Genomic DNA, 26616 nt, shown 5'->3' on the forward strand with positions numbered 1-26616 from the left:
CTAGCAGTGATAGACAACTGCATTATGGCGCATTGCGACGCCGGTGGAGCAGGAGCCATCCACCCCATCCGGTTTAGCGGGCCGCTTTGCATCATCAGAGCAAAACGATGAAAGGCAGGTTTGGGCAGTTTGTAGGCGACCGAAGTGTCTTTGCGAATGGCTGCTTTGGGAGCCCATTGCGGTCTTCGTCGATCCGGATTTCGAAGGGCAGGTTTCGCGACCGCCGCATGAATTGCAGCGTCATAATAAACCATGAACGTCGCTGTACGGGTGTTTGACCATCACGGAGTTGAGGAGGTTGCTAAGCTCGAGGAAACTACGTCACGACTGAACGCGCGTTGGGTGTCTTATCCTGAGCCTCCAAGCCTTGCCGATGTATCCTCCTTGGCATTACCTTCAGCCATTCGGCTAAAAGCTTGTCGCCAACCTTCAGCAAGTTCTTCCATCTGAGACAAAACCTCGGCATCTTCCGGCAGAATACGACGAGTCAGCCGTGCGCGTGTAACAGCCAATACTGACCAATTCGGATTTGGCCTTTCCGCCAAGGCGATCCGATCACCGGCGCTAACTTCGCCAGGTTCGAGTACTCGATAGTACCATCCGGTTCGGCCCGTCTTCTGAAACTGATAGGGCATTTCCTTGCGCCCCGTATGTAGCCCAAGTTTCCAGCACGGCTGCCGCCCCTGGCTAATTTGAACTACCGCCGTCCCGAGTAACAGGATGTCGCCGATGCAGAGGTTTTCCTCGGTCAATCCTGTCGTAGAAATGTTCTCGCCAAACGCCGCTGGCATTGTGCCGGGTGCCATTTGGTCCTCTGCTTGCCAAGCCGAATAGTGATCAAAATCATAATGATGGATGGCTTTGTCTTCGCCTCCATGCACGGTCAGGTCAGCCTGAGCGTCCCCGGAAAATCCAAGCAAGGTAATGGCTTGCCGCCCGCCCACCCGGTCTTTCTGAATAGCAGAAGGTGGTTTACCTTCCCAGCGATCTCTGATGGATCCAAGAAAAATGCCGTCGATTTTTGCCGACAGTTCAGGATGGTTCATCTAGCTTCCTCGTGCTCAATGCAGATCTTGTCTTTTTCTCCGGGCTCCAATGAAACACCCAACAATTTGCAAAACCCGTTTTCCGTCGTGACATCATGATGGGCACAGGATTTGCATTGGCCGAACGATCGGCCTTCGTTTGCGGCCAAAGCCAGACTGAGGCTTTGCATCAGCCCCTGCTCAAGCATGGCTTGGTTTTCTAAGGGCATAACTCCAATTGCCTGAGCAACTGGGTTTGGCTGACGAACGATCTCGCCCCCTTCCTTGGTGAGTTCGTAGGAGATCGACCGCTGATCATGTTCTTTGCGGTGCTCTTCTACATAGCCTTTTCGCGCCAAAGCTTTGAGCGTCTGTGACATCGTTCCACGGGTTGTTCCGATGTATTCTGCAACATGCGACGGCGAGCGCGAGAACATGTTCGCCTCAGCGAGGTACTCGAGCGCCATCCTCTGAGTCGGGTTCAAATCTCCCGCCCATCCTTCGGAAGAATCTATCCGGGCCAGACGGTTGATCAGTGTGCGAATGCGATGATCTGTATTCATAACGCTTTTAGTAGCGACTCGAAATTATAGTTGCAATGTATTTCTCACTATAGTAGCGACTCGCTATCTTTCATTTGGAGGCACACATGAAACTCTCAATACTCACTTCCACTCTGGTCTTGGTCATCGGCAGCACAGCTCTTGCTGATGGGAACCATGCCATCCATCAAGATGGCGCCATCATATCTTCGGCAGACGCCAGTAAAGTCGCGGACTTTGACATTCTGGCCGCACACGCGCACCGCAATGGAAACACCGTCACTTTTCACATGACAACGAATGGATCGGCTGGCGCCTCGGTTCCGGTGGCAACCGGAGAGGTCGGTGGATCAGATGTCTGGTCATATGTCTGGCCTACGTCATTGGACCCTTCGGCCGTTGGGTTCGAAGCCGGCACAGGAATCCTTGCATTGGCCGCAACCAGTCATCCAGATTTCGATGACACACCGCTTTTTGATGAGAACGGCGACGGAGATCCGGCCAATGACGGCATCGAATGGCACAGCCACTGGGTTGTGTTGACCCCGACCGAAGCGTGCGGACCCGTCGCGCTTGCCGTACGGGACATCCCCGAAGGCTCCACACCCAAGCTACCTGCGACATGGCCTGGGTTCCCGATCTTTCTGGACAGCCCAGGGTTTACACCGCTGTTCGACGGGCCCGAAATTGTGGTGAACGCAGGCTTCGCCAGCGACGTGGAACTGGATGGAGTCGCTTATGACGGTGTCACATCAGCCTTGAGGGTCAACGCGAATATCCATGCGCCCTTGCTATGCGTCACAGATATCTTCGACGTCGCATCTGGCGACCTGAACCTGCCGGGCAAACTTCACTGATATTCGAGCGTGCAGCCGCCAAACCCAAGGCGGCTGCACGCAAAAGAGGACGAGACTATGCAAACACCAGAATTAGACGTATCGGAATGGTTCAACACAGACACACCCCTGACTTTACGCGAGTTAGAAGGACGGGTTGTTGTGATTGAGGCATTTCAAATGTTATGCCCAGGATGCGTCCTGCACGGCATTCCCTTGGCACAGTCGATTCAGAAGATATTTCCTGAAGAAAAAGTAGCCGTGATTGGCCTGCACACTGTTTTCGAACATCACGATGCTATGACACCGGTGTCTCTGAAGGCTTTCTTACATGAGTATCGCATCACCTTCCCTGTTGGCGTGGACAAACAGGGCGCTGGATCATTGCCAAACACGATGTCTCGCTTTGGTATGCGCGGCACACCAAGCCTTGTCCTGTTGGATCAGGCGGGGCAGATCGTTGCGCATCACCTTGGCCAGGTTTCTGAACTGCAATTGGGATCAGAGATTGGCGGCCTTCTGACACGAGGCGTCGTATCGGCTAAAAGCGGCCCCGTAACTGTCGGTCAAAGTGAAGACACAGCAGGTCGCTGCAATGTCTGAACGGGCCATGGTGTCCGGACATCGGAACAAAACCCGCCGTTGGCGGTCGCAAGAACGCGGCTTTGGCGACCACAGCGACAGGAAACCCAAAACCGCTATGCATCGTTCGTTCATGAACGCCACACGGCATCGCGCAAGTTCCCGAAAGTCGGGAACTTGCCAATTGATTTCACTCAAGGGGGTCACGCTCGATGCTCAAACCAAGAGCCTTTGCGACGCCGGCGCTATACGCGGGATCTGCCTTGAGGCAATTCGATATGTGGCGGATCTGGATTTCCTTCCTTGCAGCTCCAATCGCGCGCGCGGTGTTTTCGAACAACACTTTTTGTTGCTCCGGCGTCATCAGGCGGAACAAATCACCGGGCTGCGAGAAATAGTCATCATCCTCGCGGTGGTTCCAATGATCCGCAGAACCTTCGATGGACAAAGGTGGTTCAGAGAAATCCGGTTGCTCGGCCCATTCGCTATGCATGTTGGGTTCATAGCCAATCCGAGATCCGGCATTGCCGTCGACCCTCATCGCGCCATCACGATGGTAGGAATGATACGGGCAACGAGGCGCATTCACCGGGATCTGGGAATGGTTGACACCCAACCGATACCGCTGAGTGTCGCCATAGGAAAACAGACGTCCCTGCAACATCTTGTCCGGCGAAAAGCTGATACCAGGAACAATTGTGGAAGGCGCGAAGGCGGCCTGTTCCACCTCGGCAAAGTAGTTCTCGGGGTTCCGGTTCAACTCCAGTTCGCCAACCTCAATCAACGGATAGTCCCCATGCGGCCATACCTTGGTGAGGTCAAATGGGTTAAGGTGATACGTACCCGCATCCTTCTCTGGCATGACTTGGACATAAAGCGTCCATTTGGGAAAATCACCGTCTTCAATAGCATCGTAAAGATCACGCTGATGGCTTTCACGGTCACCAGAGATGATCTGCGCGGCTTCTTCGTCGGTGAGGTTTTTGATCCCTTGCTGGGTTTTGAAATGGAACTTGACCCAAAAACGTTCGTTATCCGAGTTGATAAAACTGAACGTGTGGCTGCCAAAGCCGTGCATGTGCCGGTAGGTTGCGGGAATGCCGCGATCAGACATAACAATCGTCACCTGAAGCAACGCTTCCGGAAGGCTGGTCCAGAAGTCCCAGTTGTTGTCCGCACTGCGCATGTTGGTCCGCGGATCACGTTTGACAGCGTGATTAAGATCGGGAAACTTCAGCGGATCGCGAAGGAAAAACACAGGGGTGTTATTCCCAACCAGGTCCCAGTTGCCCTCTTCAGTGTAGAACTTTACCGCAAAACCTCGGATGTCCCGTTCCGCATCCGCCGCACCGCGTTCTCCTGCAACGGTCGAGAAACGCAGGAAGAGATCCGTCTTCTTGCCAACATCAGAGAACAATTTGGCGCGTGTATAGCGGGTGATGTCGTGGGTCACTGTGAATGTACCGTAAGCGCCAGACCCTTTGGCATGCATCCGGCGTTCGGGGATCACTTCGCGATCAAAATGAGCCATTTTCTCGAGAAACCATACATCCTGAAGCAGCGCAGGGCCACGTGGCCCCGCCGTCAGAGTGTTTTGGTTGTTGGGCACTGGCGCGCCAAACGCGGTGGTCAGTTTCGGTTTACTCATCATGTCAATCTCCTGAGTTGGTATTGGCAGGACAAAACCGAAAACGGCCAGATTACTCCAACTTATATAAATTATCCGACCGATAATCAGCGGTGATGCATGGCCAGAAGAACCTCAGTCGCCGGTCTTTCACTCAGAGATCTTGAGTACATTCAAAGCATTGCCGAAGAAGGTCATTTTGGCCGGGCGGCTGATATCTGTGGGGTTTCACAACCTGCAATCAGCCAACAGGTATTGAAACTAGAGGCCCGACTTGGATTTTCGATTTTCGAACGTCAGGGCAGACATGTCTCTTTGACGCAAAATGGCCGGATAGTCTTGCAAAAAGCAGAAATCCTTCTGACCGAGGCCCGTGAGCTGTTGGAATTGTCGCTGAGCCTGAGTGACAATCTGGAAGGTGATTTGAAGTTTGGTGTACTTCCGACCCTTGGTCCCTACTTATTGCCGCTCATCCTCAAGTCACTCAAAGCCGCTTATCCCAAGTTAAGGCTGTCACTGTTCGAAGAGCCCACGCATGTTCTCGAAGAGATGCTCACCAATCGGGCGCTGGACGCTGCGCTGATCGCAACTGACCCGAAACAGCCCGCACTAAGTGCGCTTGAGCTGTTTCATGAACCATTTGTTTTTGCCTGTCCCAAGGATGTAGATCTCAAACCCAATGAAAAGGTTCGTTGGTCCAAGGTTTTGTCCTCACAGCTCGTTCTGCTTTCTCAAGAACACTGTCTACGGGATCAGACCGTTGCGTTTTGCGACCGGATTGACCGACCAGGACAAAGAGTGGCCAGCAGTCTTGAGATGCTCCGGCAAATGGTCGCGCTGGGAGAGGGTTGCGCGCTTTTTCCGGCATTGTCTGTGAGTGGCCCCGACCGTTTCGGCGGCCTAGCAACAACGCATCCCATTGCGGATGGGGTGTTTGGCCGTTCTATCAGGCTGGCATGGCGCGACAGTGACCCACGCACGGGATCGCTTGAACATTTCGGGACTTTCATTCAGACCCTTATGGCTGCCCCGGAAATGGCGCGGTATTTGAACGGAAAAGCTTAGAGCCTGACCAACCACGGAGAAGGCAATTTAGCGTTTCTTTGAGGGCAAGCGCGCAAGACGCCATCAAAGAAACGCCGTTGGTCTGTCACTGCAAGGATTCCAGATAGGCCAGCAGGTCTGTGATTTGCTCCGGTTTTTTATTCCGGGGAAGGACATTTTCGTGCCCGGCAGGTACTTTTTGGGAGACGCTAGGAACCCAGATAAGTGTTCTTTATCCCAAACAAACCCGGCTTCTCCCATCGCTGGTGAGTATTTGTAGCCCTCAACGGCGCCAGCTTCTCGGCCCCAAACACCAAACATCGTTGGGCCCACTTTTTTCTTACCTTCGTCAACTGCATGACATGCGGCAGATTTTTTGAAAAATTTTTCGCTTGCCGCCGCGTCGCCTTCTGCAGCAACGCTTTATCTAGGGCGCTCAAACGGTAGTCGATAATCGAATTAGTTAGATCAATCTGGCCATCATAGAAGACGTTCTCTGTGAATTGGAGGAAGCAATGAGAGTCAACGTACATTTAGCACCGATCCTTAATGATTGATCCTGATTGCTGCGAAAAATGAGTTTGAAATCTGTAATTCTTAATTCGGTTGGACGTCCGGATTCGTGAATTCCGTTGCGGCGCAATAAATTACACGCGGCACATGCGAGCATTTTTTGCGTCAGCAAAAGCGGCATGAGCAAAAGTCAGGTTTGTCTGCTCCTCGATGATCGATCCGGCTTGCGGCGAAAAGGCGGTTTGGATTTAGCTGAATTTTACACCGATGAATGACCTCAATCGGGAAATCCTCTGCGATGCAACAAATAGCGCGCCGCGCCCGCGAGGAGTTTCTGCGTCAGCAAAAGCGGCGTGAGCAAAAGGCGGCTGTGTCCCGCGACCCGTGAATTCGAACCCCGTGATTGCTGCGCTGAACAAGAATGACTGGTTCTTACGCTGCGTTGTAGCATCAGTATGGATGCAAATGCAGCGATTTTTCCGCTGCGTGCGTTTGCAGCACGAAGTTACAATGACCGAGCCGGGCTCAATCCAGACCCTCGCCGCGCCGGAGCCGAAAGTCTCCTTTGATGGACGCCCAACACCAAGCAGCCCTTCGAATACAGGCAACCTATCGCGGCCTTGCGGACTTTGCTGCCATTGCCATTTCTGATCTAAAAGGCCGCTTTTTGCGGGTCGCGACAGCCGCGAAAATCAGCATAGGCGGCGCTATCATTTACGGCGCATATGATTGCCGCCTGTTTGATCTCCATAGCGTCCGACTATTCTGCCGCGATCTCTTCCCGCGTCGACAGGATGTTGCTGGTGTTGTCTTCGATCCAGTCTGCGAGCACGCGCACATGTTGCGCGACCTCTTCTCCCATCGGGGTCAGGCTGTATTCAACATGGGGCGGCACGACCTTGAAGTCCTGCCGATGCACGAAGCCATCCGCTTCCAATGTCTGAAGCGTCTGTGTCAGCATCCGGTCGCTGACCCCGCCGATCGTCCGCCTGAGCGCAGCAAAGCGGATCGTCCTTCCCTGAAGCGCAATCAGCGTCAGAACAGCCCAGCGGCCTGTGACATGCTTGAGGATACTGCGCGACGGGCATTGCTGCGCTTGCAGGTTCCCGATCAATTTGCCCGAACGAACGGCGTCACTGAGTTTCGGCATGGCGACCTCAAAATTTTATACTAACAAAAATGTATGTACTTACCTTTTGTAAGTAAAGGGCCTAGCTGTGCCGCATGGAAAGAAAAATGGAGAGATCTGTCATGACAATCGCAGTGACCGGCGCCACCGGCCAGCTTGGCCGCCTTGTTGCCGAGACCCTGAAAACCAAAACCGCGCCCGAGGGCCTCGTTGCTTTGGCTCGCAATCCCGATAAGGCTGCCGATCTGGGCGTGCCTGTCCGTGCTTTCGATTACGACGCCCCTGAAACGCTCGCCGCGTCTTTGGAAGGCGTCGAGACGCTGCTGCTGATCTCGGGCAGCGATATCGGTCGCCGCGTTCCTCAACATGCAGCGGTGATAGAAGCCGCCAAAGCTGCGGGTGTGAAGCACATTGTCTATACGAGCATGCTGAACGCACCGAACAGCACGCTGGGCCTTGCGCTGGAACACGTGGAGACAGAAAAACTTCTGGCCGCTTCTGGCATCGGCCATACCGTGCTGCGCAACGGTTGGTACACGGAAAACTACACCATGGGGCTGCCCGCGGCACTGGAACACAACGCATTAATCGGTGCGGCCGGGGATGGCCGGATATCTTCAGCCACGAGGCAGGACTACGCCGCCGCTGCTGCGGCTGTCCTGCTGGACACGAGCCTTCAAGGCAAGACCTACGAGCTCTCCGGTGACGACAGCTATACCCTGACCGATCTGGCCGCGACGCTGTCTGCCCAGGCGGGCAGGGACATCCCTTATGTCGATATGCCTGAGCCCGACTATGCGGCAGCGCTCACCGGCGCGGGCCTACCTGCCGAACTGGCTGGGTTCCTTGCCCATTGTGACGTCGAGGCGTCTAAGGGCGCGTTGTTTGATGAAGGAACGCAGCTTTCCACCCTGATCGGGCGCCCGACAACGCCACTCGCCTCGGCGGTAGCCACAGCCATCGGATAAAGCCTTTGTGCGGGGCGTCTATTCGCGCCCCGCCTCGAATTCTTGCGTTGCTTTCTGCGCGGCACTTAAGGGCTCCCTCCCTTGCTTCAACCAATGTCGGCTTTCGACGACCACCGGTCACCTGCGGACAGTGCAGTATCAGTCAAGAAGGGCTCGAAGCAGTCGTTTGCTGCACTTTGCGCGAGCGTCTGTTGTATTACGTCTTACCGGTCGTTCTGTCATACTCGAACCTGAGGCTTTGAAACGCCAGATTCTATGTTCAGTGTGGTATATTTAGTGGTATGGGTATTATGGCTAATTTTTTTATTAATATTTAACAAATAATTACGAAAAATATATAGTTGCTCCTCGGTCCGCCACTTACCTCTTTGTAAGGCGACACATAGTTCTGCCACCAGCGACAGAACCTTTCCATTTTCGCCTCACTTCCTTCATCCAGCACCTAAACCGATTTCATTGATCCTGACTTCCTTTTGGGAAAATCAGGGCTGATTTGCAGATCAGACGCCGAAGGCGCCTGTTCCTGCTGATCTGCCACGTGGCGAACGCGGATGAGCGCTTCTAAGTAAGAGACACCGTATGAAGTGTGGTAAACATCATGATGCCGCCTACATTCCTTCGTTGTGGCCGATGGGCCGAACCAATTTCACTGATCTAGAAACTTGGGAGGGCTAACTCCAGTCATCCAAGTCGTTGTGCCAATCGTCGCGCTCAAGCCGAAAATTAGCGTTTCGAGCAAGTTGTTCGAAAGTGTGTATTTTCACAGGGCCTGATTGGTTCCGATGCACAATTCGTACCTTTTCTTCCGCGTTCAGCTTGGACCATCTGCCAAGAATGGCCGTGTAGGTCCAAAAGCACTGTTCAACGCCCCCAAACATATCCCAGATTCTTTTTATCTCTTCGGAAGATGCGAAACGCACTCCTCTAGAGTGCCCGTTTGATTTCTCATACTCATCTAGGTTTTGAGCCATTCTGAGTAGCTCACCGGCATAGAAGCTTGGCTGGCGATCAATTTCAATACGCCAATCTTCGAGTTGATTCAACGCTCCAGCTAGACGCTTTGCTGGGTTTCCTTTTTTCGTAAAAAGCATCTCGTGGGAGGTTTCAATCTCGATTAACCGCAAGCGAGCGTGCAGTCGTGAGGATCGCACGTGCTTCGGCCGTGGCCTCCGGTTCGGTCGCGAGGCCAAACAGATAAGCCTTCAAAATGTGCGCCATGGCATAAGTGGGCGATGCTTCGATAGCCTGATCAGCAAGCGCGACCGGATCGCCCCGATAGATATTGAACGCCCTGATCGCTTCACCAAGAAACTCAATGGCTTCGGCGTTGGCTCCGGTTGTGGTTTCAAAGAAGACACTGTCTTTCATGTTTTTCTCCTTGTGGGATTGAATTGGCATTCCTCGCAAAGCCGCGAGCAGCGTGGATGATTATCAGTCGTCCGGTGGCGAGGCGCCGTCGGTTCTTCGCCATCTGCCTGGACAGCGTGTTCTTTGGGTTTGATTGACCCAGCAACTTTTATGTCTTGGAAAGATCCCACGGGCTGTCTCCTTCAGAAAACTGATGGAGACACCGTGCCCGAAGCTTTCTATTCGCGCTTAAAGAACGCCTCGTTTTTTGCTCACGAAGCTCTTTTTTTTCATAAGGTCAGAGGTTCGGTTTTTTGACGCAGATGCGCCGTGAAGGTCAACGGAATAAAGCAGTGCGAATTACTCACGCGATAATCTTCACTTCACAAGCCAAGCCACCTAAGCGTTTCGATGTTGTGAGTTCTAGTTTCCCACCATAGGCTGCCAACAAATCAACGGAAATAGACAGGCCCAAACCTGTTCCCTTTACGGAAGTATCCAACCGACTGCCTGAACTTAGGACTTCGTCTCGGGCACCCTCCGGAATACCGGGTCCGTCATCTTCCACGCAAAGCTCGATACCGCTTTCCGTTCGCTTCGTAGTGATTTGGAGTGTTGTCCGGCTCCACTTGAGGGCGTTGTCGAGGAGGTTTCCGATCACTTCCTCAATGTCCTGTGGGTCCATTCGGACACGAAGCCCAGCCTCGCAATCAGAAACAAGCGTCTTACCCTCGCGCTCTGTCATGACCGAGAACAGTCGGGACAGTCGTGCGACCGAATTCGACAGGTCGGTTTTGGAATGCGTCAACTCTCCGGTGTTTGATGCACGCATGCGCGCCAGAGACCGGCTAAGCTGGGCGTCAATTCGGGTTAGGGCTTCGTCACCGGCCTCTGTATGTGCTCCGGAGTCTGACAGGTCTGCCAATTCGTTTCGCAAGATGGCTACCGGTGTTTTGAGTGCATGCGCCAGATCTGCCGCCTGCCTTCGCGAACCTGAGACTATTTCGCGATTTCGATGCAGCAGTTGATTGAGATCTTCCACAAGTGGGGCAACCTCGTCCGGATAGTCTTCGGGATGCAGATCATCGCCCTGATCCCAGCGATGAGCTACATCGGCGCGCAACTTCCTGAGGGGGCCGACAATCGCGGACATCAACAACAGAGAACTGGCCACTCCAATCAAACCGACCAGGCCGAAGACCGGAAGCAGGTTTCTTTGTGCGGCGCTGCGTTCGTTGATCAGCTCGCTCCTGCTTTCGGCGACAGTTACGCCCCACTCTGTTCCGTCTTCGAACGTGATCTTTTGATAGACGCTGCGAATGGCTTCACCATCTGGACCAATGGTGTTCCAAACGGTTGTGTCGTCACTTTCGCTTTGAGGCTCGGCAATCGTTTCATCAAAAAGCGAAGCAGACGTGTAGATGGCCCCGGCACTGTCAGTTACTTGCCAATAGCGTCCCGAATAAGGCGTGCTATAGGCCGGGTCGAACACCAACAGTCGCAAGGTTTCAGGGTCATCCGTGGTGGCGCTGAGACCAACAACAAGCTGGGTGTGCCGGTCTTGCAACGCTCCGTCGAATTGATCCAGGACGCGGGAATTTATGTAAGAAAACACCACCAACGTACCAACGCCCACGGACAAAGCACCCGAGGCGATACCTCCGACTAAGGCCCGTTGGCGCAATGACAGCATCAGGCTGGATCGATCATGTAACCGCGCCCCCTGACGGTCGTGATCAAATCGGAGCCAAGTTTTTTGCGCAGTCGGGTCACAAATACTGCAATCGTGTTGGAGTCTCGGTCGCCGTCGTACTCGTAGATATGTTCGGACAACTCAGTGCGTGACACCATACGACCGATGTTGTGGGCCAGATAGGTCAAAACAGCGATCTCCTGTGCGGTCAAATCGACAGGAATGCCTCCAACACTGACCCGACCGTTTCGTGTATCCAGGGAGACATCCCCCATTTCTATCACGGGGTTCAACTGACCGCTTTGGCGTCGCAAGATTGCACGTACCCGCGCGGCCAACTCAGGCATGTGAAATGGCTTGGTCATATAGTCATCCGCGCCGGCGTCTAGTCCGTCGACACGTTCGCTCCAACCATCTCTGGCAGTCAGGATCAAGACCGGGATTTTGACGCCCGCGTTACGCCATTCCCGCAGGACCGAGATACCGTCGCGTTCGGGCAGGCCGATGTCGAGGATGATCATGTCATAAGGTTCAGTCGACCCCAGATGCAGGGCATCCGTACCATTGGTTGCCACGTCGACCACGCGGCCTTCGGAGCTCAACAGCTTTTTGACTTGTTCACAAAGCTGGGGTTCATCTTCAGCAAGGAGAATTCGCATATTCGGAGACTATATCTAAAACGCGGTCAGCTTCACGCTATTTCTTACCGCCGCCATTGCCGTTACCACCGCCATTGCCGCCGCCGTTACCACCGCCATTGCCGCCGCCGTTACCACCGCCATTGCCGCCGCCGTTACCACCGCCGTTACCACCGCCATTGCCGCCGCCATTGCCGCCGCCATTGCCGCCGCCATTGCCGTTACCATTTCCGCCGCCATTGCCGTTACCATTTCCGCCGCCATTGCTGTTGCCACGGCTAGTGCTGTTCCCGCGAGTCGCAGAGGCGCTTTGACCAATACTGCTTTTGGACTTGGAGGCTGTGGAGCGTGCGGCTTCAGAGATTTCGCGTCCGACACTTGAGTTATTCGACACGACGGTGCCGGTTTGGGCATTCACAATCACGCTGACGATCTTTCCGCCCGGCTTCTTGACCAGAATGCGATAGTAAATCTTGTCGGCTTGGAATGCGCGTGCATCAACGGGGGTCCCACCGATGGCTTTTTCCACACCTTTGATGACGCGTTTCAACCGGATTGCGCTTCCCGACAGAGTTGCCATACGCAGTTCAGACTGTTTGAGTTCGCGCGCATCGGCCGCCGCTTGTCCTTCGGACAAGGCGCTCAGCAACGCTGCAACCAACAATAAAGTTTTGGTCTGCATGGAACCCTCTTACTCTTGGGCCAAGACTACAAGGCCGGATGTGAACCGGCGATGAACAAGCAGTTAGCCCTGCGTTCAAGGGCGCTCAAGTTAAATGAAGTCCAGCCTTGTTGATTCGAACATGGATCAAACGGCCAGAACACGGCGTCTAGGTTCAGTTTTTCGATAGCTGTTGCTGTGAGTTTTTTAGGAGATTGAGATGAACATCACCAAGTGCGGACTGTTGAAAGCCTCGACAATAGCGATTGCCCTTTTGGGTTCGACAGCCATTGTGACCACTGTTGCAGCTCCTGATTTTGCCTATGCCAAGCAAGGCAATGGCAACGGCAATGGTGGTGGTAACGGCGGCGGAAACGGCAATGGCAACGGTGGTGGAAACGGCAACGGTAATGGCGGTGGGAACGGCAACGGGGCGAAGGGATCTGGCGGAGATCACAGCGCGGTTGGCAGGGACGCCAGCGGAAGCAAGGCCGGAAAATCCAGAGCAGGAAAAACAAAGTCTCGCTCTGCCGGGGTTGGTCAGAAAAAAGGCGGTGGGTTCTCTCTGAAAGACCTGTTCAGTGGGAAAAAGAAAGCGCGTAAAACAGAAGCCGCCGCGACGGGTGCTAACAAAACGCACGGGACCCGTAAGACCAAGGCACCAAAATCCGCAGCGCAGACTGTCATTGTGGACGAGTCAAAGCGCCCCGTATCTCGTGCCAAGGGCAATCGTATGGCCGCGTTGCTTGGTGCCCATCCATCGGAACTGGGCGCGCTGAATGCGGCCAACGCCAGCCCCACTGCACTGGCCAATGCTGCGCCGAATTCGCGCGTTGGCAGAATAGCCACCTACCGAGACACGGTGTTGGCCGGTGAGCCCCTGCGTGAAGATTTGGTGGAACAGTTAGAGGTTCTGGCAGGGCTGGAGCCGCCAGAGCGCCCATTGCAAGATATCGAAGATGATCTGGAAACTGCGCTTTCTGAAGTTCAAGAAAACCGGGACAAAGTACAAGAGCTAGAACAGGCCTTGGCTGATGCAGGCGGAACAGATCCCGATATCGAAGCGCAGCTTGAAGAGGCTCAGGCCGCTTTGGATGCCTCAATTGATGAAGCGCAAGACTTGGACGACGAAAGACAGTCTGCCATCGATTACAATGACGCGGTCGAAGAGGTGGAAGAATTGACAGAGCTTGTTGAAGAACAGGACTTGGCAGAGCGCGAAGCCTTGGAAGCGGCGGCCAACAAGCCTGTAACTGACGCCGTAGAAGAACAGGTCAAAGCCCTTTTGGGATTGTAATCCGAAGCCTTTAGGCCCTTGTTGATCTACACTTTGGGCGTGCCGGCCGCAGGCGCGTCCATGGATGTTTTGACGATTTTCGAAGCTGAAACTCGTCTTCTGTTGATAATGTCACCCGTCCAAAACAAATCCCACCCCAAATGATGGGGTGGGATCGGGGGACAATTCTGATGTTTAGGGTGAATATCGAGAATTGTTCGGGGGGGTCAACTGATCTGCCTTCAGGCGTCCTGACGAGCCTCGGAGAGCCGCATGTTTTTGGTGATTTCGGTTAGTGCATTTTCGATAGGAGGGAAGCGGCCATTGCTCGAATTGATCAAGGTTTGCAGACGCTCGTCGGCAGCTTTGCTGGAGGTCTGCATTGCAGCTGGTTTGTCACTGTCTTTAGTCACAAAGGCAGGCTTGACCATGTTGTTCCCCTTGTTACGTCAAACGATACACATGTCGTTCGATCCAGTGCCGGGACTATGACTCAGCGTGGTTGAACGCACCGATAATATACTGTTCATGTTCAGTTAATGTTGTTTACGGAACAAAAACAGATGAATTCTGGTCGCGCGACCGTTCGATTGCCACCTTTTAACGTGAGGGTTTGGAAGGTCGCTAGGTGGGGATGACGCATCAAACGAACCATCGCATCAGATCAGAAGATGCTAGCCGCAAGCCAGTCTCCGCCTATGGGTTAGGCAAACCGGGACTGGAAGCATACTTAGAATTTGAAGCCAAATGAGGCCCCAAAGATGAAAACAACGTTAGTAATCGCAGCAACACTATCTGCCATTCAGACTGCGCCGGTTGCGGGTGCGAGTTTCGACTTACAGACCCTTGGGCTTGGACAACTTATTAGTTCACATGCCGCAGTGCAGCCTGTTCTCGTGAAATCGAAGGCGGGACACTGTCCACCTGGCTTGGCCAAAAAAGCAATTCCATGCGTGCCGCCAGGCCAAGTAAAACGATATCGGGTTGGGGATTACATCGACGATGGGTATGTGCGTATCGACAATCCCAGCCGATATGGACTGCGACGAAACGGCTACTATGTGCGTGCTGGAGACTATGTTTATCAGTTGAACCGAGAGACGCACGAGGTGTTGAACCTGATAGGCGCCATAGCCGATATACTTAACTAACGGCCTTCCTCGCTGACAAAGCATCGCTCGGTCTTCTGCCGTTCGGACGCAAACCGAAAACGGGGCAGTGGGGCTCAATGTTGTAGTTCTCGTCGGCTTACACCCACAACTGCACTGCACTCAGTAAATACCTTCCAACGCCGGAGCCCTGGTCTTTGGGACGTACGAAGGTATCCTCAAGGAATGCAATGGGTGTAGTCTCGCCCGGTTCCCCTAGTCACGCCGCAGGGCTGCCTCGGAGAATGCACGAACTTCAACACGTTCGACGACATCCAACAAGACGGCGCATTCACTAGGAGATTTGGCAAGCATCGCCTTCGTCAAGGAACTGAATGCCTTGGGCTTCGAAGGCGGTACGGATCGCGCCTGCGGTTCCAAGCCAGTGGCTCATATTTGAATGACCTCTCTGGCGAAATCAGCTGCGGCGCAGCGGTGTGCGTGCCGCGCTTGGCGGCAAATGCTGCGTTAGCAACAGCAGCGAGTGCATAAGTCCGGAAAGTCCGCGAGGCAGCCTTTCGTACTCGTTCCACTGAACGGCCGTTACTCAACCAGAGATCGCTTCACATAAAACCGCTTCAAGGATGTTCGCAGTTTGTTAAGGCGGTGCAGAGCAACCCTTGGCTGCAGAAGCTTGGCGTTTTCATCCCTGCTCATACGGCTGCCTGATGCAGCGGGGTTAGGATGTTGAATAATGAACTTACGAAATTCATCTGGTAAGCACAGAAATTAAACTTGCCTATCAGGCCCCGTGTCGCTGATCCAGGCGACGGTGATCGGCAGCAACAACAGCGAGCTACATAGCCTCAAGCGTATGTGAGAGACCGTTTCGGATGTGATCTACCAACAATTTCTTGGCTGTATCGGCGTCTCTGGCCAGCGCGGCATCGAACATGCCCTTGTGCTCCTTGACGGCCTCTTCGCCGCGATAGGTTAGTACGAGCATCTGATACCGAAGATACTTGTCGTAGATGATCGAGTGCAGAGATAGAAGGTTCTTGGAGTTGCAGGCCGCGATCATCGCCTGGTGAAACTCCCAATCATATCGTTTCCAGGTTTCTTTCTCGGACTCGTCGCCCTTGAGAAGCTGCTGTTCCATCAGGTGCAGTTTGTGGTGTGCGGCAACCAGGTTGCCTTCCCAATCCGTGTCGCCATTCGCAATGGATAACTCCAACGCGTGGCATTCCAAAAGAACGCGCAGCTCTGATATCTCGGTCAGGTCTTCTCGTGAAACTGGCGTGACCAGGAAACCCCGTTGCTCGGGTGCTTCGACAAATCCGTCGCTGGCAAGCCTGTTCAGGGTTTCACGAAGTGTCGAAAGGCTTGCCGAATAGCGTTCCTTCAAGGCGTCCAGCTTCAGTTTGGAGCCGGGCTGCAACTCCCCGAAAATGATGTCCCGCTTAATGCGCTGATAGGTACTTGCACCTATCGTAGACGGCTGTTTCGCCATGCGTTTCACCCGATATTATCAGTTTCCTCGTTCAATTAGCATTTTTCAGAGACATCAGCAATCCAAACTGATGTATGGTAAAAATAAAAATATCATACATTATTGCGGAATCGCGAAAACCCCAATACGGTCGTGGCCAAGTTGGGCAAAACAGCCCGATCGCAATCATCGGTTTCGGGATTTTCCGGACCATCCGGAAGGAAGCAAAGTGTCTAAGAACTTTCGCATTGCCATTGTTGGCATTGGCCTTGTTGGACGCCGCCACGCAGACGCTATCCGAGCGTTGCGCCATGTTGATCTCGTCGCAGTTGTCGACCCCAGCGATGAAGGCCGTGCTTACGCCGTTGAGAACGGGGTCGCATGTTACGAGACCCTCGAGGAAATGTTTGCAAATCAGATGCCGGACGGAGCTGTGCTTGCGACCCCGACCACGCTTCATGTCGAACAAGGCCTCACATGTGTTCGACATGGTTGTCCCGTTCTTGTCGAAAAACCGATCGCCGTGGAAGCCACCACTGCACTGGAGCTTGTCCAAGAAGCGGAGAAGGCCAATGTGCCGCTGATGGTCGGACATCATCGTCGGCACAATCCTCTGATCAAGTCAGCTAAAGAAGCCATTGTTGATGGGAAGATTGGAGATGTGCGCGCTGTCCATGCGAATTGCTGGTTCTATAAGCCCGACGGATATTTTGACGCTGCGCCTTGGCGAAAGAAACCTGGTGCAGGCCCCATTTCGGTCAATCTTGTCCATGATGTGGATCTTCTGCGGTATCTGGCCGGAGAGGTTGTGACCGTACAGGCCCAGTCAGCTGCATCGCAGCGGGGTTACGACAACGAAGATGTTGCTGGTGCGCTGTTGACGTTTGAAAGCGGGGCGATTGGGACCATAAGTGTGTCCGACAGCATCGTCGCTCCATGGAGCTGGGAGATGACGTCTCAGGAATATCCAATCTATCCTTCGACCACTGAGAGTAGCTACATGATAGGTGGCTCTCATGGTTCGTTGTCCGTTCCCGATTTACGCCTGTGGAGTTACCAGAGAGAGCAAAGGGACTGGTGGACGCCAATCTCATCAACCGCGCTGAAGAAGGGTGCCTCTGACCCACTGGTCAATCAACTCGGGCACTTTGTTGAAGTTGCTCGGCACGAAGCAGATCCGATTGTGACCGGCTGGGAAGGCTTCAGAACACTTCAAGTCATTGAAGCCATTCAGAATTCTTGCAGAACTGGCGAGACTGTCAGGATAAGAAACCTTCAGGAAATGCAACAACAGAAATTGCAGGCAATGAAAAATATCTGATATTTTTCAAAAAATCTTGCAAAAAGTCCAAAATAGGGCAAAACTCAGAATCGGAAATATGCATCATGATGTCTCAGGGAGGAGCAAAGTGATTACCAAACTTACCCGCAGGGCTGCTGTGTCAGCCCTGGTCGCAACCGGTGTTCTGATTAGCGCAACAAGTGGTGCGCTGGCGGAAGACAAAGTTCAACTTCGCCTCGCAACATCAGGATCGGAGACTGACCAGCGCTCGGTCGCCATGGCCGAGGTCTTCGCGCCCATGGTCGCCGATTTCGCAAGCTATGAGCCCAGCTACAATGGTACCATCTTCGCCCAAGGCACCGAGCTGGACGCCATCAGCCGGGGTAACCTGGAAATGTCGATCACCTCGGCGCAGGAACTGGCACAGTTCTTCCCCGAGTTTTCGATCTTTACCGCAGGCTATGTCCACCAGGACGCGGCGCATCAGGTGGCTGTCTTCAACGATTCCTTGATGGATGCCTTCAAGCAAAAAGCTGAAGAAGAGCTGGGCGTCAAACTCTTGTCGGTCATGTATCTGGGTCGTCGTCAGGTGAACCTGCGTCAGCCCAAGGATGAGCTGACAGTAACCACGCCAGCAGATTTGGAAGGTGTGAACCTTCGGATGCCTGGCACCGATGCGTGGCAGTTCCTCGGGAAGGCACTGGGTGCCGCCCCGACACCAATGGCGTTCTCTGAAGTCTACACAGCGTTGTCGACCGGCGCCGTCGACGGTCAGGACAACCCGTTGCCGACTGTGGTGGATGCCAAATTTTACGAAGTGACCAATCAGATCGTCCTGACATCTCATCTTGTCGACCTGAACTACATCGCCATTGGCAAGGGGGTTTGGGATGGGCTGACACCCGAGCAGCAGGCCAAGGTACAGGAAGCGGCCGATGCAGCTGCTGAAGCGGGTCGCCAGAAGCAGCTGCAGAAGGAAGAGGACCTCGTCAGCTTCCTTAAGGAACAGGGCATGGAGGTTTACGAACCCGATCTCGCAGCGTTCCGTGATCAGGTACAGACCATGTATCTGGAAAGCGAATTTGCCGGGTCATGGCCGGACGGCGTTCTGGAGCAGATCAACGCTCTGGGCAACTAAACCTGAATAGTTAGGGAGGGAGAACCAAAATGAAGGCGTTCATCAAGGGGTTCTCCCGACTGACCGAAGCGATTGCCGGTGGGATGCTGGCGGCAATATTCCTGATCTTCCTTCTGCAAATTCTGTTGCGGTACTTCTTCACGCCCGCTGGCTGGACGCTGGAATTGATCGGCATCCTCTGGGTCTGGGTGATCTTCTTTAGCTGCGCTTTCATCGTGCGCGAGCGGGATCACGTAAAGTTCGACATCATCTATCTGTCGGTGCCCCGGCGCGTGCGCCAGGTCTTTGCGATGCTCGCGGCCGCAGCGATCGTGGTAGGGATGCTCTACAGTTTCCTGCCGACGTGGGACTACATCGACTGGATGAAGATCCGCAAGACCGCCACGGTGCGCAATCCGTTCTCAGGTGAGAAGATACCGCTGCGCACCGTGTTTTCGATCTATGCCGTGTTCATGCTGGTTGTCGCCGCGCGATATGCATGGCTGTTCTTTGACATCATGCGCAACGGCCCACCAAAAACCGAACTTGAAATGGTCGTGGGGTACAACGTGGTCGACGAACATCCCCGCGTTGATGTGGAAGACAACGAGGACGCAAGCAAATGAGTTTTGAGCTTCTTTCCTGCCTGCTCACACTCTTTGTTCTGGCAGGCATCGGGACCCCTATCGGCTATTCCATCCTGCTGGCGTCACTGATGTATCTGGGTGTCGCCGGTCTGGACGTTGCACTGGCGGGTGAAAAAATCCTGCAGGGTTTCTACAAAAGCACGATCCTGCTTGCCGTGCCTTTGTTCATCGTCGCCGCCAATATCATGAACGCGGGGTCGATCACCGACCGCTTGCTGAACTTCTGCGTCGCTGCGGTCGGGCGGTTCAAGGGCGGCCTCGGGCACGTCAACGTGGTTGCATCGCTGATTTTCTCCGGCATGTCCGGCTCGGCTGTCGCGGATGCGGCGGGGATCGGCAAGATCATTATTGAGATGATGACCAAGGATGGCCGTTACAGCCGAGGTTATGCTGCTGCGATCACGGCGGCCTCGGCGACGATCGGTCCGATCATTCCGCCCTCGATCCCGATGGTTCTGTATGCGCTCGTTTCCAAGGCCTCTATCGGGTCGCTATTCTTGGCCGGTATTCTACCCGGCCTGATCATGGGCGTCGTCCTGATGGCGATGAACTATTATCTGGCCGGAAAGCGGAACTTTGCTTTGGAAGAACCTGTTCCGTTGCGCGAGTTGCCCGCAAAAACCGCCAACGCGTTTCCGGCGCTGCTGATGCCTGCAATCCTGCTCTACGGCATATATGGCGGCGTCACCACTCCGACCGAGGCTGCCGCCGTAGCTGCATTCTACGCCCTGCTACTGGCTGCGTTGTTCTACCGCGCGCTGACTTTCCGTGGCCTTTATCAAGTGTTCGTCGACAGCGCGCGCTCTTCCGCCGCCGTCGGGGTGGTCATTGGCGGCGCGTTCATTCTGAACTTCATCGTCATTCAGGAACAGATCCCACAGTCGATCTCGGCCCTGCTGGAGGGTTCGGATGTCAGTCCGATTGTTTTTCTGATCCTGGTTAACCTGCTGATCCTTGCGCTGGGATGCGTGTTGGACGCAACAACGATCATCCTTGTGATCGTGCCGCTGTTCATTCCAACCTGCGAAGCGCTTGGGATTGATCTGGTGCATTTCGGAGTTCTGGTCGTCGTGAACTCGATGATCGGTCTGATCACACCGCCTTATGGCATTCTACTCTTTGTGATCAACGCCGTGACGGATATTCCGCTGCGCGAAATCATCTCTGAAATCTGGGCCTTCCTCGCGGTTCTCATATTCGCCTTGGTGATCATGATGCTGATGCCGGATCTGGTCCTGTGGTTGCCGCGGATGTTTGGGTATCAGGGATAATGTGCCTCTCGGTTTCGACAACGTCGATCCCCGGTGATCTGGCTGAAAAACTAAGTGCTATCGCTGACGCGGGATTCGGGGGCGTCGAATTACACGAGCCGGATTTGACCGCTTTTGATGGGCCGCCCTCGCAGATCCGGAACATTGTGTCAGATCTCGGCCTGCAGATTTGCCTGCTACAACCCTTCCATAACCTTGAAGGTCAGGCCGGCAGCGGGCGTAAGCGTGCCTTTGATCGGCTGAAGCGTAAACTCGATCTGATGAATGATCTGGGCACGGAATTGCTGCTCATCGGGTCCGCTTTCGAGGTCGATGCCGCTGCAACCGAAAAACAGGTCATCGCAGACCTTGGCGAGGCGGCCCAGATCGCGAAAGAGATGGGATTGCGTCTGGCCTATATGGGCTTGCCATGGTCGGATCTTGTTCACTCGGATGAGCAGGCGTTAGGCGTCGTTGAATCTATCGACAGCCCTCATTTGGGGTTGGCCTTGAATTCCTTCTTCTCGCTTGCCGACGGGTCCAAGCCCGCCCGCCTTCGGGACATTCCCGGAGAGCGGCTGTTCCATGTGCAACTGTCCGATGCGCCCCGGCTTGAGATGGATATCCGCAGGCTCAAGCGCCACTTCGGGCTTTTGCCCGGTCTCGGATCGCTGAACCTTGCGGGCTTTGTGCGGGTGTTGTCCCGCGCCGGATACAAGGGGCCTTGGTCGATTGCGCGTGTCAACGAAGCAGCTCCTCAACCTGGTGGCCGGACACTTGCCCGAGACAGCTACAGGTCGCTGGTGAACCTCCTGGATGAGGTATCAAGGACCGAGCCGGGAACCGATTTTGGCATCCCGGACCTGCCGGAACGTGTCTATGCATCAGGCTTGGAGTTCGTCGAATTTACAGCCGATGAAACAAGCGGCGCGCAGCTGGCAAACATGCTGTCAGCGATGTGTTTTCGAATGGAGCGAAAGCATGTGAGCAAGTCCGTCGAGTTGTGGCGGCAGGGTGCCATAAACATCGTTGTGAATACCGAAAAGGAAGGTTTTGCCCATTCGGCGTTCCTGGGTCACGGCCCTTCGGTCTGCGACATGGGGTTGCGTGTCAAAGATGCGGATCAGACGGTTCAGCGGGCGACCGCGCTGGGCGCACCGAATTTCTCACAGCCGGTGGGAACAGGAGAGCTGGATATTCCGGCCATTCGGGGCGTTGGTGGCAATGTTGTCCATTTCATCGATGAGAAATCCGACCTGCATCGAGTATGGGACATCGAGTTTGAGCCGGTTGCGAAAACCAAAGCGACCCAGCCTGCCGGTCTGCGCCGTATCGACCATCTGGCCCAGACGATGCGTCATGATGAGATGCAAAGCTGGCTGCTCTACTACATTTCGACTTTTGAGATGGCGAAGTCGCCAATCGTGAACGTCGCCGACCCGTCCGGCGTCGTGCAAAGCCAAGCCATTGAAAGCCCCGAGGGCGAAGTGCGCCTGAACCTGAACGGGGCCGTTGGGCGCCGAACTCTGGCGGCGTCATTCCTTGAAGATGGCTTTGGGGCCGGTGTTCAGCACATTGCCTTCCAGTCGGATGATATTTTTGAAACCTCAGCCCAGTTGCTCAAGTCCGGCTTTCCCAGCCTGTCCATCCCTGAAAACTACTACGCCGATCTGCAAGCGACATTCGGGCTGGATGACGATTTGGTTGCCCATCTGCGCCGAGGCAACATTCTCTACGACCGGGCGGCGGGTGCCGAGTATTTTCAGATCTACAGCCGCCCGATCTTTAACGGCTTCTTTTTTGAAATTGTTGAACGCCGTATGGGCTATGCCGGTTATGGCGCGCGTAACGCGCCCATTCGCCTCGCCGCGCAAAGCAAAACCCAGACACTCAAAGAGGTGCAGGCTCAATGACCGTTCTGGATGAAAACATGACGATGGATGAGCGCGCCGTTCGCCAATGGTGGCGTACCTCCATCATCGACATGAAGCCTGGTCAGATCGCTTTTCGTGGCAACGCCATAGAGGACCTGATCGGGAACGTTTCACTCCCGCAGATGATCTGGCTGATGGTGCGGGGCGATCTGCCCAGCGACGCTCAAGCGCGCCTGTTCGAGGCAGCTTTGGTCGCAGGCGTGGATCATGGTCCGCAAGCCCCCTCAATCGCGGCTGCGCGTATGGCCGCCACCTGCGGGGTAGGTCTCAACAATGCGATGGCGACTGCGGTGAACATGCTGGGCGACGTGCACGGCGGGGCAGGCGAGCAGTGTGCAGAGCTGTACTATGATATCGCAGTCCGCATGGATGCAGGAGCTTCGCTGAATGACGTTGTTCGGGATGGCTTGGACAGTTGGTGCGAGACCTACGGCAAGATCGTATCGGGCTTTGGTCACAGGTTTCACAAGCCCGTCGATCCACGCGCACCACGATTGATGCAACTTGTTCGAGATGCGGCGGCAGAAGGCACAGTTTCTGGCCGGTTTGCCGATATCGGAGAAGAGGTTCAGGCCGAACTCGGTCGTCAACGCGGCGGTCGGCCAATTGCCATGAATATCGACGGTGCGACAGCGGTGATCTTCTGCGAGCTTGGCTTTCCTGCGCCCTTGTCGCGGGGGCTGTTCTGCCTGTCCCGCTCGGTTGGAATACTTGCACACGCTTGGGAGCAGATGAACCAGGGGGGGCGGAACAAAGGGCCGATGCCCCCGAATTACTTACCCCTCTACGAAGACAGGAATGATGACACGTGAGACATCGAAATCCTTCCGGGTCGGCCTTATTGGCTGTGGTCGTATCAGCGATATTTATCTAAAGACACTATCCAAATTTTCGAGCGTCAAGGTCGTGGCTTGTGCAAGCCTTGATCCTTCGGAAAGCCGCGCCAAAGCGGATCAATACGGTGTCGCCAAGGCCTGCATTCCAGATGAAGTGTTTGACGATCCGACGATTGACTGCGTTCTGAATCTGACAATTCCGGCGGCGCATGCGGAAATCAGTTTGCGCGCGTTGGAGGCGGGCAAGCACGTCTATTCCGAGAAGCCGTTGGTTATGAATCGAGCGGATGGCAAGGCGATCCTGCACATGGCCTCTGAAAAGGGGTTGCTGGTCGGTTGCGCGCCCGACACATTTCTGGGCGGTCGCTGGCAGACCGTTCGGCGCTTGATCGACGAGGGTACCATTGGCAAACCGACAGGGGTTTTTGCCCATGTCGGTACCCACGGGACAGAACGCCACCATCCCAACCCGGATTTCTACTACAAGGCGGGTGGTGGGCCCTTGCTGGACCTTGGGCCATACTACCTGACCGCCATGATCTGCTGCCTTGGTCCCGTTGACCGGGTCGCGGGAATGGCTCGGCGCACGTTCGACAATAGGATGATCGAAAACGGCCCTCGCAACGGCGAATGGATGGATGTCGAGGTCGACACGCACTCCCTAAGCCTGCTGCAGTTCTCTTCAGGAGCTATAGGGTCGATGACCATGAGCTTCGACATCTGGGATAGTGAAACTCCGCGGTTCGAGATCTACGGTGAAAACGGCACCATCAGCATTCCTGATCCTGACCCGGTTCATGGTGCCAATATCTTTCAAGGGGATGTCTGGCTGAAAACGCGGGAGACCTCGCGCTGGTGTCATCAGCCTCGTCCAACCGGCCGCGAAGACTGGCAGGTGGTCGAAAACAAACACGGGTTCAATGAAGACAGCCGCGGTCTCGGCCTTTTGGATCTGGCCCTGGCGGCGCAAGAAGGACGCCAACCCCGTGCAAGTGGAGCGCTTGCCTACCACGTTTTCGAGGTCATGGACGCGATCGAACGGGCGCCGAAATTCGGCGCCTATCAAACGATAGAAAGCCGTTGCGCGGCTCCGGAGCCTTTGCCGGTCGATTTCCTTAACGATGAGAGGAAGGAATTGGTTCATGCCGATTGAGACACTCGACTTTGCTCAACCATTCTTTCGCGTCCAGCACATCACTGACGAGCACAGAATTTCTATCGAGGGTCGCGCCATCGTCCTTAACCTTGGGTGGCGAAATCTCTCTGTCGAGGATCAGACCGTTGCACCGCTTTCTTCCGTGATCGTGCAAGACAGCACGCTTGGCGGCGTGGAACGTGCAGTCATTGTCCACGGTTTCGATGCCCATGCCGATGAATACGAGTTGTTCGCATGGGTGAAAGATACGTGGCCATCTGCTTTTGATGTCCGCCAAGAGGAGCGTCTGCGCGGTGTCAGCCACTACATGTCACCGAAGGTCTTCGTGGGTAACGTCGGACTGACCATGTACCACTCAGGCTCGGTGCCGCTGAATGTCGGATTGCACAAGGATCATCCGTTCTGCCCGGTACCGGGGTTTCGCGAAGTGCATACGCAAATCGTAGGCTTTGGCAAAATGCAGCAATGCCGCGAACGGGACGTTGAAACCCTTTATCTCGAGGAATTTCTGGCCCCGGGCACGACCCACAAGCCTATGTATGACGACGAAGGCAACTATCCCTGGCATCAATACGAGACCATTACCCCCAGCATCTTCATGGCTGTCGAAATACTGCCGGAAGGCGCGCGGGTCCCGGACATGGAGGTTCAGAATGGCTGAGAGACTTTTACCCGAAGACCTGAACTTCGACGGGCCTTTCCCCCGGTTGTCTCGCCGTTTGCGGCTGGGCGTTGTTGGCGGAGGACGTATCTCTGTCACGCAAGCGATGGCAGCGAGGATGAACGACCGATGGGACGTCGCCGCAGGCGCGCTCAGTTCAGATGCCGAGCGCAGCAAAGTACGCGGGGCCGAGTGGTTCCTGCCGGCCGACCGGTGCTACGCGTCGTTCGAGGAGATGGCACCGGCCGAGGCGGCGCGCCCGGATGGCGTAGATGCCGTAATGATCACTACCCCGAACCACGTTCATTTCGAAGCGGCCAAAGCGTTTCTGGAGGTGGGCATTGACGTGCTGTGCGACAAGCCCCTGACCAACGAAGTCGCCGAGGCCGAGGGGCTTGAGGAGATTACCGCGCGCACGGGACACATCTTTGCTGTCGGCTATGCGATGTCGTGTTTTCCAGTAATCCGTCAGGCCAAACAAATCGTGGCGGAAGGTGGCATCGGTAAAATCAACCAAATCCACGTCGAGTTCATGCAAGACTGGATGACGCCCGAAGATGTGGCCGATGCGCCTCATGTAAAGTGGCGGCTGGACCCAAAGATTTCTGGTCCGACCAGCTGTGTCGGCGATATCGGCACCCATGCCGCGCATCTGGCCAGTTTTGTCTCAGGCCTGCCCTTGACCGACCTACGGGCCGAGTTTCATGTCTGCGGCGCTCCAAAGCCTTTGGAAGACACGGTGTTCATGTTCACTCGTTACCTAAATGAGGTTCCGGGCACTCTCATGGCAACGCGTCTTGCTCCGGGAAATCGAGGCGGTTTGCGGTTGCGCATATTCGGGAGCGAAGGAGGTCTGGAATGGGACTTGGAGAATTCGGAACAGTTGAAGTTCAATCGATTTGGTGATCCGGATCGTATCATCAGCCGAGGTCACGGGCATGGCATCGGCCCCGGCGCAGAACGTCTGATCCGTACCGCGCGCGGCTTCCCTGAAGGGATTATCGAAGCCTGGGCCAACCTCTATACGGAATTTGCCATGGCCGTAGCCGCGCGTCGGGATGGCGTTACTGTTCCGGCCGATTGGCTGACCTATCCCAGTGTCGAACAAGGCGCAGACGGTGTCCGATTCATTGATGCCTCTGTGCGCTCTCACCAGTCTGGAGGGGACTGGGTCACTCTCTAAGGCACTGCCAACAAGAATGTAAAACACGCCCGGGCGTTTTCATTTCCTACTCAGTATTAAAAGTTGATATTTTAAAAAATATCAGATATTTT

General features: G+C 54.8%; 25 protein-coding genes. 14 read left to right on the plus strand and 11 right to left on the minus strand.

Annotated features, from left to right (window positions below):
* Nucleotides 1–347 precede the first annotated feature (347 nt).
* On the minus strand, nt 348–1046 hold the full coding sequence (locus tag AC2FFE_RS18650) for an MOSC domain-containing protein (RefSeq protein ID WP_496847358.1): 699 nt from the start codon (nt 1044–1046) through the stop codon (nt 348–350).
* Nucleotides 1043–1588, minus strand: a complete 546-nt coding sequence (locus AC2FFE_RS18655) for a MarR family winged helix-turn-helix transcriptional regulator (RefSeq protein WP_496821215.1) — start codon at nt 1586–1588, stop codon at nt 1043–1045. Before AC2FFE_RS18655 ends, AC2FFE_RS18650 begins: the two co-directional genes overlap by 4 nt.
* An 86-nt stretch (nt 1589–1674) precedes the next feature.
* Between AC2FFE_RS18655 and AC2FFE_RS18660 the strand changes: the two genes are divergently transcribed.
* Nucleotides 1675–2424 (plus strand): hypothetical protein, encoded by a 750-nt coding sequence (locus AC2FFE_RS18660; RefSeq protein ID WP_496847359.1) that lies wholly within the window; start codon nt 1675–1677, stop codon nt 2422–2424.
* A 57-nt stretch (nt 2425–2481) separates the two neighbouring features.
* A complete protein-coding gene (locus AC2FFE_RS18665; protein ID WP_496821217.1) occupies nt 2482–3006 on the plus strand; it encodes a redoxin domain-containing protein in 525 nt (174 codons plus the stop codon).
* A gap of 169 nt (nt 3007–3175) precedes the next feature.
* On the opposite strand, the gene AC2FFE_RS18670 is transcribed toward AC2FFE_RS18665, so the two are convergent.
* A complete protein-coding gene (locus AC2FFE_RS18670; RefSeq protein ID WP_496821218.1) occupies nt 3176–4636 on the minus strand; it encodes a catalase in 1461 nt (486 codons plus the stop codon).
* 96 nt (nt 4637–4732) lie between these two features.
* On the opposite strand from AC2FFE_RS18670, the gene AC2FFE_RS18675 reads away from it, so the two are divergent.
* A complete protein-coding gene (locus AC2FFE_RS18675) occupies nt 4733–5677 on the plus strand; it encodes a hydrogen peroxide-inducible genes activator (RefSeq protein WP_496847360.1) in 945 nt (314 codons plus the stop codon).
* A gap of 1252 nt (nt 5678–6929) precedes the next feature.
* Here AC2FFE_RS18675 and AC2FFE_RS18680 read toward each other — a convergent pair.
* On the minus strand, nt 6930–7319 hold the full coding sequence (locus tag AC2FFE_RS18680; protein WP_496820509.1) for a winged helix-turn-helix transcriptional regulator: 390 nt from the start codon (nt 7317–7319) through the stop codon (nt 6930–6932).
* Between the two features lie 101 nt (nt 7320–7420).
* Here AC2FFE_RS18680 and AC2FFE_RS18685 point away from each other — a divergent pair, with 101 nt between their 5' ends.
* Complete coding sequence (locus tag AC2FFE_RS18685) at nt 7421–8266, plus strand: SDR family oxidoreductase (protein WP_496820510.1); 846 nt, start codon at nt 7421–7423, stop codon at nt 8264–8266.
* Nucleotides 8267–8937: 671 nt separating this feature from the next.
* Here AC2FFE_RS18685 and AC2FFE_RS18690 read toward each other — a convergent pair.
* From AC2FFE_RS18690 to AC2FFE_RS18710, 5 genes are all read right to left on the minus strand, one after another.
* A complete protein-coding gene (locus tag AC2FFE_RS18690) occupies nt 8938–9390 on the minus strand; it encodes a Shedu anti-phage system protein SduA domain-containing protein (protein WP_496847361.1) in 453 nt (150 codons plus the stop codon).
* Nucleotides 9371–9634 carry a hypothetical protein gene (locus AC2FFE_RS18695; protein ID WP_496847362.1) on the minus strand — a complete coding sequence of 88 codons (264 nt, stop codon included), beginning with the start codon at nt 9632–9634 and terminating at the stop codon, nt 9371–9373. Before AC2FFE_RS18695 ends, AC2FFE_RS18690 begins: the two co-directional genes overlap by 20 nt.
* A 343-nt stretch (nt 9635–9977) precedes the next feature.
* Nucleotides 9978–11306, minus strand: a complete 1329-nt coding sequence (locus tag AC2FFE_RS18700; RefSeq protein WP_496847363.1) for a sensor histidine kinase — start codon at nt 11304–11306, stop codon at nt 9978–9980.
* Nucleotides 11306–11965 carry a response regulator transcription factor gene (locus tag AC2FFE_RS18705; protein ID WP_496847364.1) on the minus strand — a complete coding sequence of 220 codons (660 nt, stop codon included), beginning with the start codon at nt 11963–11965 and terminating at the stop codon, nt 11306–11308. Before AC2FFE_RS18705 ends, AC2FFE_RS18700 begins: the two co-directional genes overlap by 1 nt.
* A 37-nt stretch (nt 11966–12002) precedes the next feature.
* Nucleotides 12003–12626, minus strand: a complete 624-nt coding sequence (locus AC2FFE_RS18710) for a PepSY domain-containing protein (protein ID WP_496847365.1) — start codon at nt 12624–12626, stop codon at nt 12003–12005.
* A 199-nt stretch (nt 12627–12825) separates the two neighbouring features.
* On the opposite strand from AC2FFE_RS18710, the gene AC2FFE_RS18715 reads away from it, so the two are divergent.
* Nucleotides 12826–13902 carry a hypothetical protein gene (locus AC2FFE_RS18715; protein WP_496847366.1) on the plus strand — a complete coding sequence of 359 codons (1077 nt, stop codon included), beginning with the start codon at nt 12826–12828 and terminating at the stop codon, nt 13900–13902.
* A gap of 221 nt (nt 13903–14123) precedes the next feature.
* Here the strand turns inward: AC2FFE_RS18715 and AC2FFE_RS18720 are convergent, their stop codons facing one another.
* Both AC2FFE_RS18720 and AC2FFE_RS18725 read right to left on the minus strand, forming a co-directional pair.
* On the minus strand, nt 14124–14312 hold the full coding sequence (locus AC2FFE_RS18720) for a hypothetical protein (RefSeq protein ID WP_496847367.1): 189 nt from the start codon (nt 14310–14312) through the stop codon (nt 14124–14126).
* A gap of 1513 nt (nt 14313–15825) precedes the next feature.
* Nucleotides 15826–16479: a GntR family transcriptional regulator gene (locus tag AC2FFE_RS18725; protein WP_496819218.1), complete on the minus strand. Its 654-nt coding sequence runs from the start codon at nt 16477–16479 to the stop codon at nt 15826–15828.
* Between AC2FFE_RS18725 and AC2FFE_RS18730 the strand changes: the two genes are divergently transcribed.
* From AC2FFE_RS18730 to AC2FFE_RS18770, 9 genes are all read left to right on the plus strand, one after another.
* The gene (locus AC2FFE_RS18730; RefSeq protein ID WP_496819219.1) at nt 16478–17779 is read left to right on the plus strand and encodes a Gfo/Idh/MocA family protein; all 1302 of its coding nucleotides are present in this window, start codon (nt 16478–16480) and stop codon (nt 17777–17779) included. The two genes, AC2FFE_RS18725 and AC2FFE_RS18730, sit on opposite strands and share 2 nt — an antisense overlap.
* Before the next feature lie 88 nt (nt 17780–17867).
* Nucleotides 17868–18878, plus strand: a complete 1011-nt coding sequence (gene dctP, locus AC2FFE_RS18735) for a TRAP transporter substrate-binding protein DctP (protein WP_496819220.1) — start codon at nt 17868–17870, stop codon at nt 18876–18878.
* Between the two features lie 29 nt (nt 18879–18907).
* Nucleotides 18908–19483 carry a TRAP transporter small permease gene (locus AC2FFE_RS18740; protein WP_496819221.1) on the plus strand — a complete coding sequence of 192 codons (576 nt, stop codon included), beginning with the start codon at nt 18908–18910 and terminating at the stop codon, nt 19481–19483.
* Entirely contained in the window at nt 19480–20775 is a 1296-nt protein-coding gene (locus AC2FFE_RS18745; RefSeq protein WP_074736095.1) for a TRAP transporter large permease, read from the plus strand. The genes AC2FFE_RS18740 and AC2FFE_RS18745 overlap by 4 nt, the downstream gene beginning before the upstream one ends.
* Nucleotides 20775–22667 carry a bifunctional sugar phosphate isomerase/epimerase/4-hydroxyphenylpyruvate dioxygenase family protein gene (locus AC2FFE_RS18750; protein WP_496847368.1) on the plus strand — a complete coding sequence of 631 codons (1893 nt, stop codon included), beginning with the start codon at nt 20775–20777 and terminating at the stop codon, nt 22665–22667. Before AC2FFE_RS18745 ends, AC2FFE_RS18750 begins: the two co-directional genes overlap by 1 nt.
* A complete protein-coding gene (locus AC2FFE_RS18755) occupies nt 22664–23500 on the plus strand; it encodes a citryl-CoA lyase (RefSeq protein WP_496819223.1) in 837 nt (278 codons plus the stop codon). The genes AC2FFE_RS18750 and AC2FFE_RS18755 overlap by 4 nt, the downstream gene beginning before the upstream one ends.
* A complete protein-coding gene (locus AC2FFE_RS18760; RefSeq protein ID WP_496847369.1) occupies nt 23487–24677 on the plus strand; it encodes a Gfo/Idh/MocA family protein in 1191 nt (396 codons plus the stop codon). Before AC2FFE_RS18755 ends, AC2FFE_RS18760 begins: the two co-directional genes overlap by 14 nt.
* Nucleotides 24667–25341 carry a hypothetical protein gene (locus tag AC2FFE_RS18765; RefSeq protein ID WP_496847370.1) on the plus strand — a complete coding sequence of 225 codons (675 nt, stop codon included), beginning with the start codon at nt 24667–24669 and terminating at the stop codon, nt 25339–25341. Before AC2FFE_RS18760 ends, AC2FFE_RS18765 begins: the two co-directional genes overlap by 11 nt.
* The gene (locus AC2FFE_RS18770) at nt 25334–26524 is read left to right on the plus strand and encodes a Gfo/Idh/MocA family protein (protein WP_496847371.1); all 1191 of its coding nucleotides are present in this window, start codon (nt 25334–25336) and stop codon (nt 26522–26524) included. Before AC2FFE_RS18765 ends, AC2FFE_RS18770 begins: the two co-directional genes overlap by 8 nt.
* Nucleotides 26525–26616: the final 92 nt, after the last annotated feature.

Source organism: Ruegeria sp. YTSA168, assembly GCF_059610045.1.

Excerpts from the sequence above, each read along its gene's own strand:
- AC2FFE_RS18650 (WP_496847358.1), bottom strand. The coding sequence starts at position 1,046 with ATGAACCATCCTGAACTGTCGGCAAAAATCGACGGCATTTTTCTTGGA.
- AC2FFE_RS18655 (WP_496821215.1), bottom strand. The coding sequence starts at position 1,588 with ATGAATACAGATCATCGCATTCGCACACTGATCAACCGTCTGGCCCGG.
- AC2FFE_RS18660 (WP_496847359.1), top strand. The coding sequence starts at position 1,675 with ATGAAACTCTCAATACTCACTTCCACTCTGGTCTTGGTCATCGGCAGC.
- AC2FFE_RS18665 (WP_496821217.1), top strand. The coding sequence starts at position 2,482 with ATGCAAACACCAGAATTAGACGTATCGGAATGGTTCAACACAGACACA.
- AC2FFE_RS18670 (WP_496821218.1), bottom strand. The coding sequence starts at position 4,636 with ATGATGAGTAAACCGAAACTGACCACCGCGTTTGGCGCGCCAGTGCCC.
- AC2FFE_RS18675 (WP_496847360.1), top strand. The coding sequence starts at position 4,733 with ATGGCCAGAAGAACCTCAGTCGCCGGTCTTTCACTCAGAGATCTTGAG.
- AC2FFE_RS18680 (WP_496820509.1), bottom strand. The coding sequence starts at position 7,319 with ATGCCGAAACTCAGTGACGCCGTTCGTTCGGGCAAATTGATCGGGAAC.
- AC2FFE_RS18685 (WP_496820510.1), top strand. The coding sequence starts at position 7,421 with ATGACAATCGCAGTGACCGGCGCCACCGGCCAGCTTGGCCGCCTTGTT.
- AC2FFE_RS18695 (WP_496847362.1), bottom strand. The coding sequence starts at position 9,634 with ATGAAAGACAGTGTCTTCTTTGAAACCACAACCGGAGCCAACGCCGAA.
- AC2FFE_RS18700 (WP_496847363.1), bottom strand. The coding sequence starts at position 11,306 with ATGCTGTCATTGCGCCAACGGGCCTTAGTCGGAGGTATCGCCTCGGGT.
- AC2FFE_RS18705 (WP_496847364.1), bottom strand. The coding sequence starts at position 11,965 with ATGCGAATTCTCCTTGCTGAAGATGAACCCCAGCTTTGTGAACAAGTC.
- AC2FFE_RS18710 (WP_496847365.1), bottom strand. The coding sequence starts at position 12,626 with ATGCAGACCAAAACTTTATTGTTGGTTGCAGCGTTGCTGAGCGCCTTG.
- AC2FFE_RS18715 (WP_496847366.1), top strand. The coding sequence starts at position 12,826 with ATGAACATCACCAAGTGCGGACTGTTGAAAGCCTCGACAATAGCGATT.
- AC2FFE_RS18720 (WP_496847367.1), bottom strand. The coding sequence starts at position 14,312 with ATGGTCAAGCCTGCCTTTGTGACTAAAGACAGTGACAAACCAGCTGCA.
- AC2FFE_RS18730 (WP_496819219.1), top strand. The coding sequence starts at position 16,478 with ATGCGTTTCACCCGATATTATCAGTTTCCTCGTTCAATTAGCATTTTT.
- AC2FFE_RS18725 (WP_496819218.1), bottom strand. The coding sequence starts at position 16,479 with ATGGCGAAACAGCCGTCTACGATAGGTGCAAGTACCTATCAGCGCATT.
- AC2FFE_RS18740 (WP_496819221.1), top strand. The coding sequence starts at position 18,908 with ATGAAGGCGTTCATCAAGGGGTTCTCCCGACTGACCGAAGCGATTGCC.
- AC2FFE_RS18745 (WP_074736095.1), top strand. The coding sequence starts at position 19,480 with ATGAGTTTTGAGCTTCTTTCCTGCCTGCTCACACTCTTTGTTCTGGCA.
- AC2FFE_RS18750 (WP_496847368.1), top strand. The coding sequence starts at position 20,775 with ATGTGCCTCTCGGTTTCGACAACGTCGATCCCCGGTGATCTGGCTGAA.
- AC2FFE_RS18755 (WP_496819223.1), top strand. The coding sequence starts at position 22,664 with ATGACCGTTCTGGATGAAAACATGACGATGGATGAGCGCGCCGTTCGC.
- AC2FFE_RS18760 (WP_496847369.1), top strand. The coding sequence starts at position 23,487 with ATGATGACACGTGAGACATCGAAATCCTTCCGGGTCGGCCTTATTGGC.
- AC2FFE_RS18765 (WP_496847370.1), top strand. The coding sequence starts at position 24,667 with ATGCCGATTGAGACACTCGACTTTGCTCAACCATTCTTTCGCGTCCAG.
- AC2FFE_RS18770 (WP_496847371.1), top strand. The coding sequence starts at position 25,334 with ATGGCTGAGAGACTTTTACCCGAAGACCTGAACTTCGACGGGCCTTTC.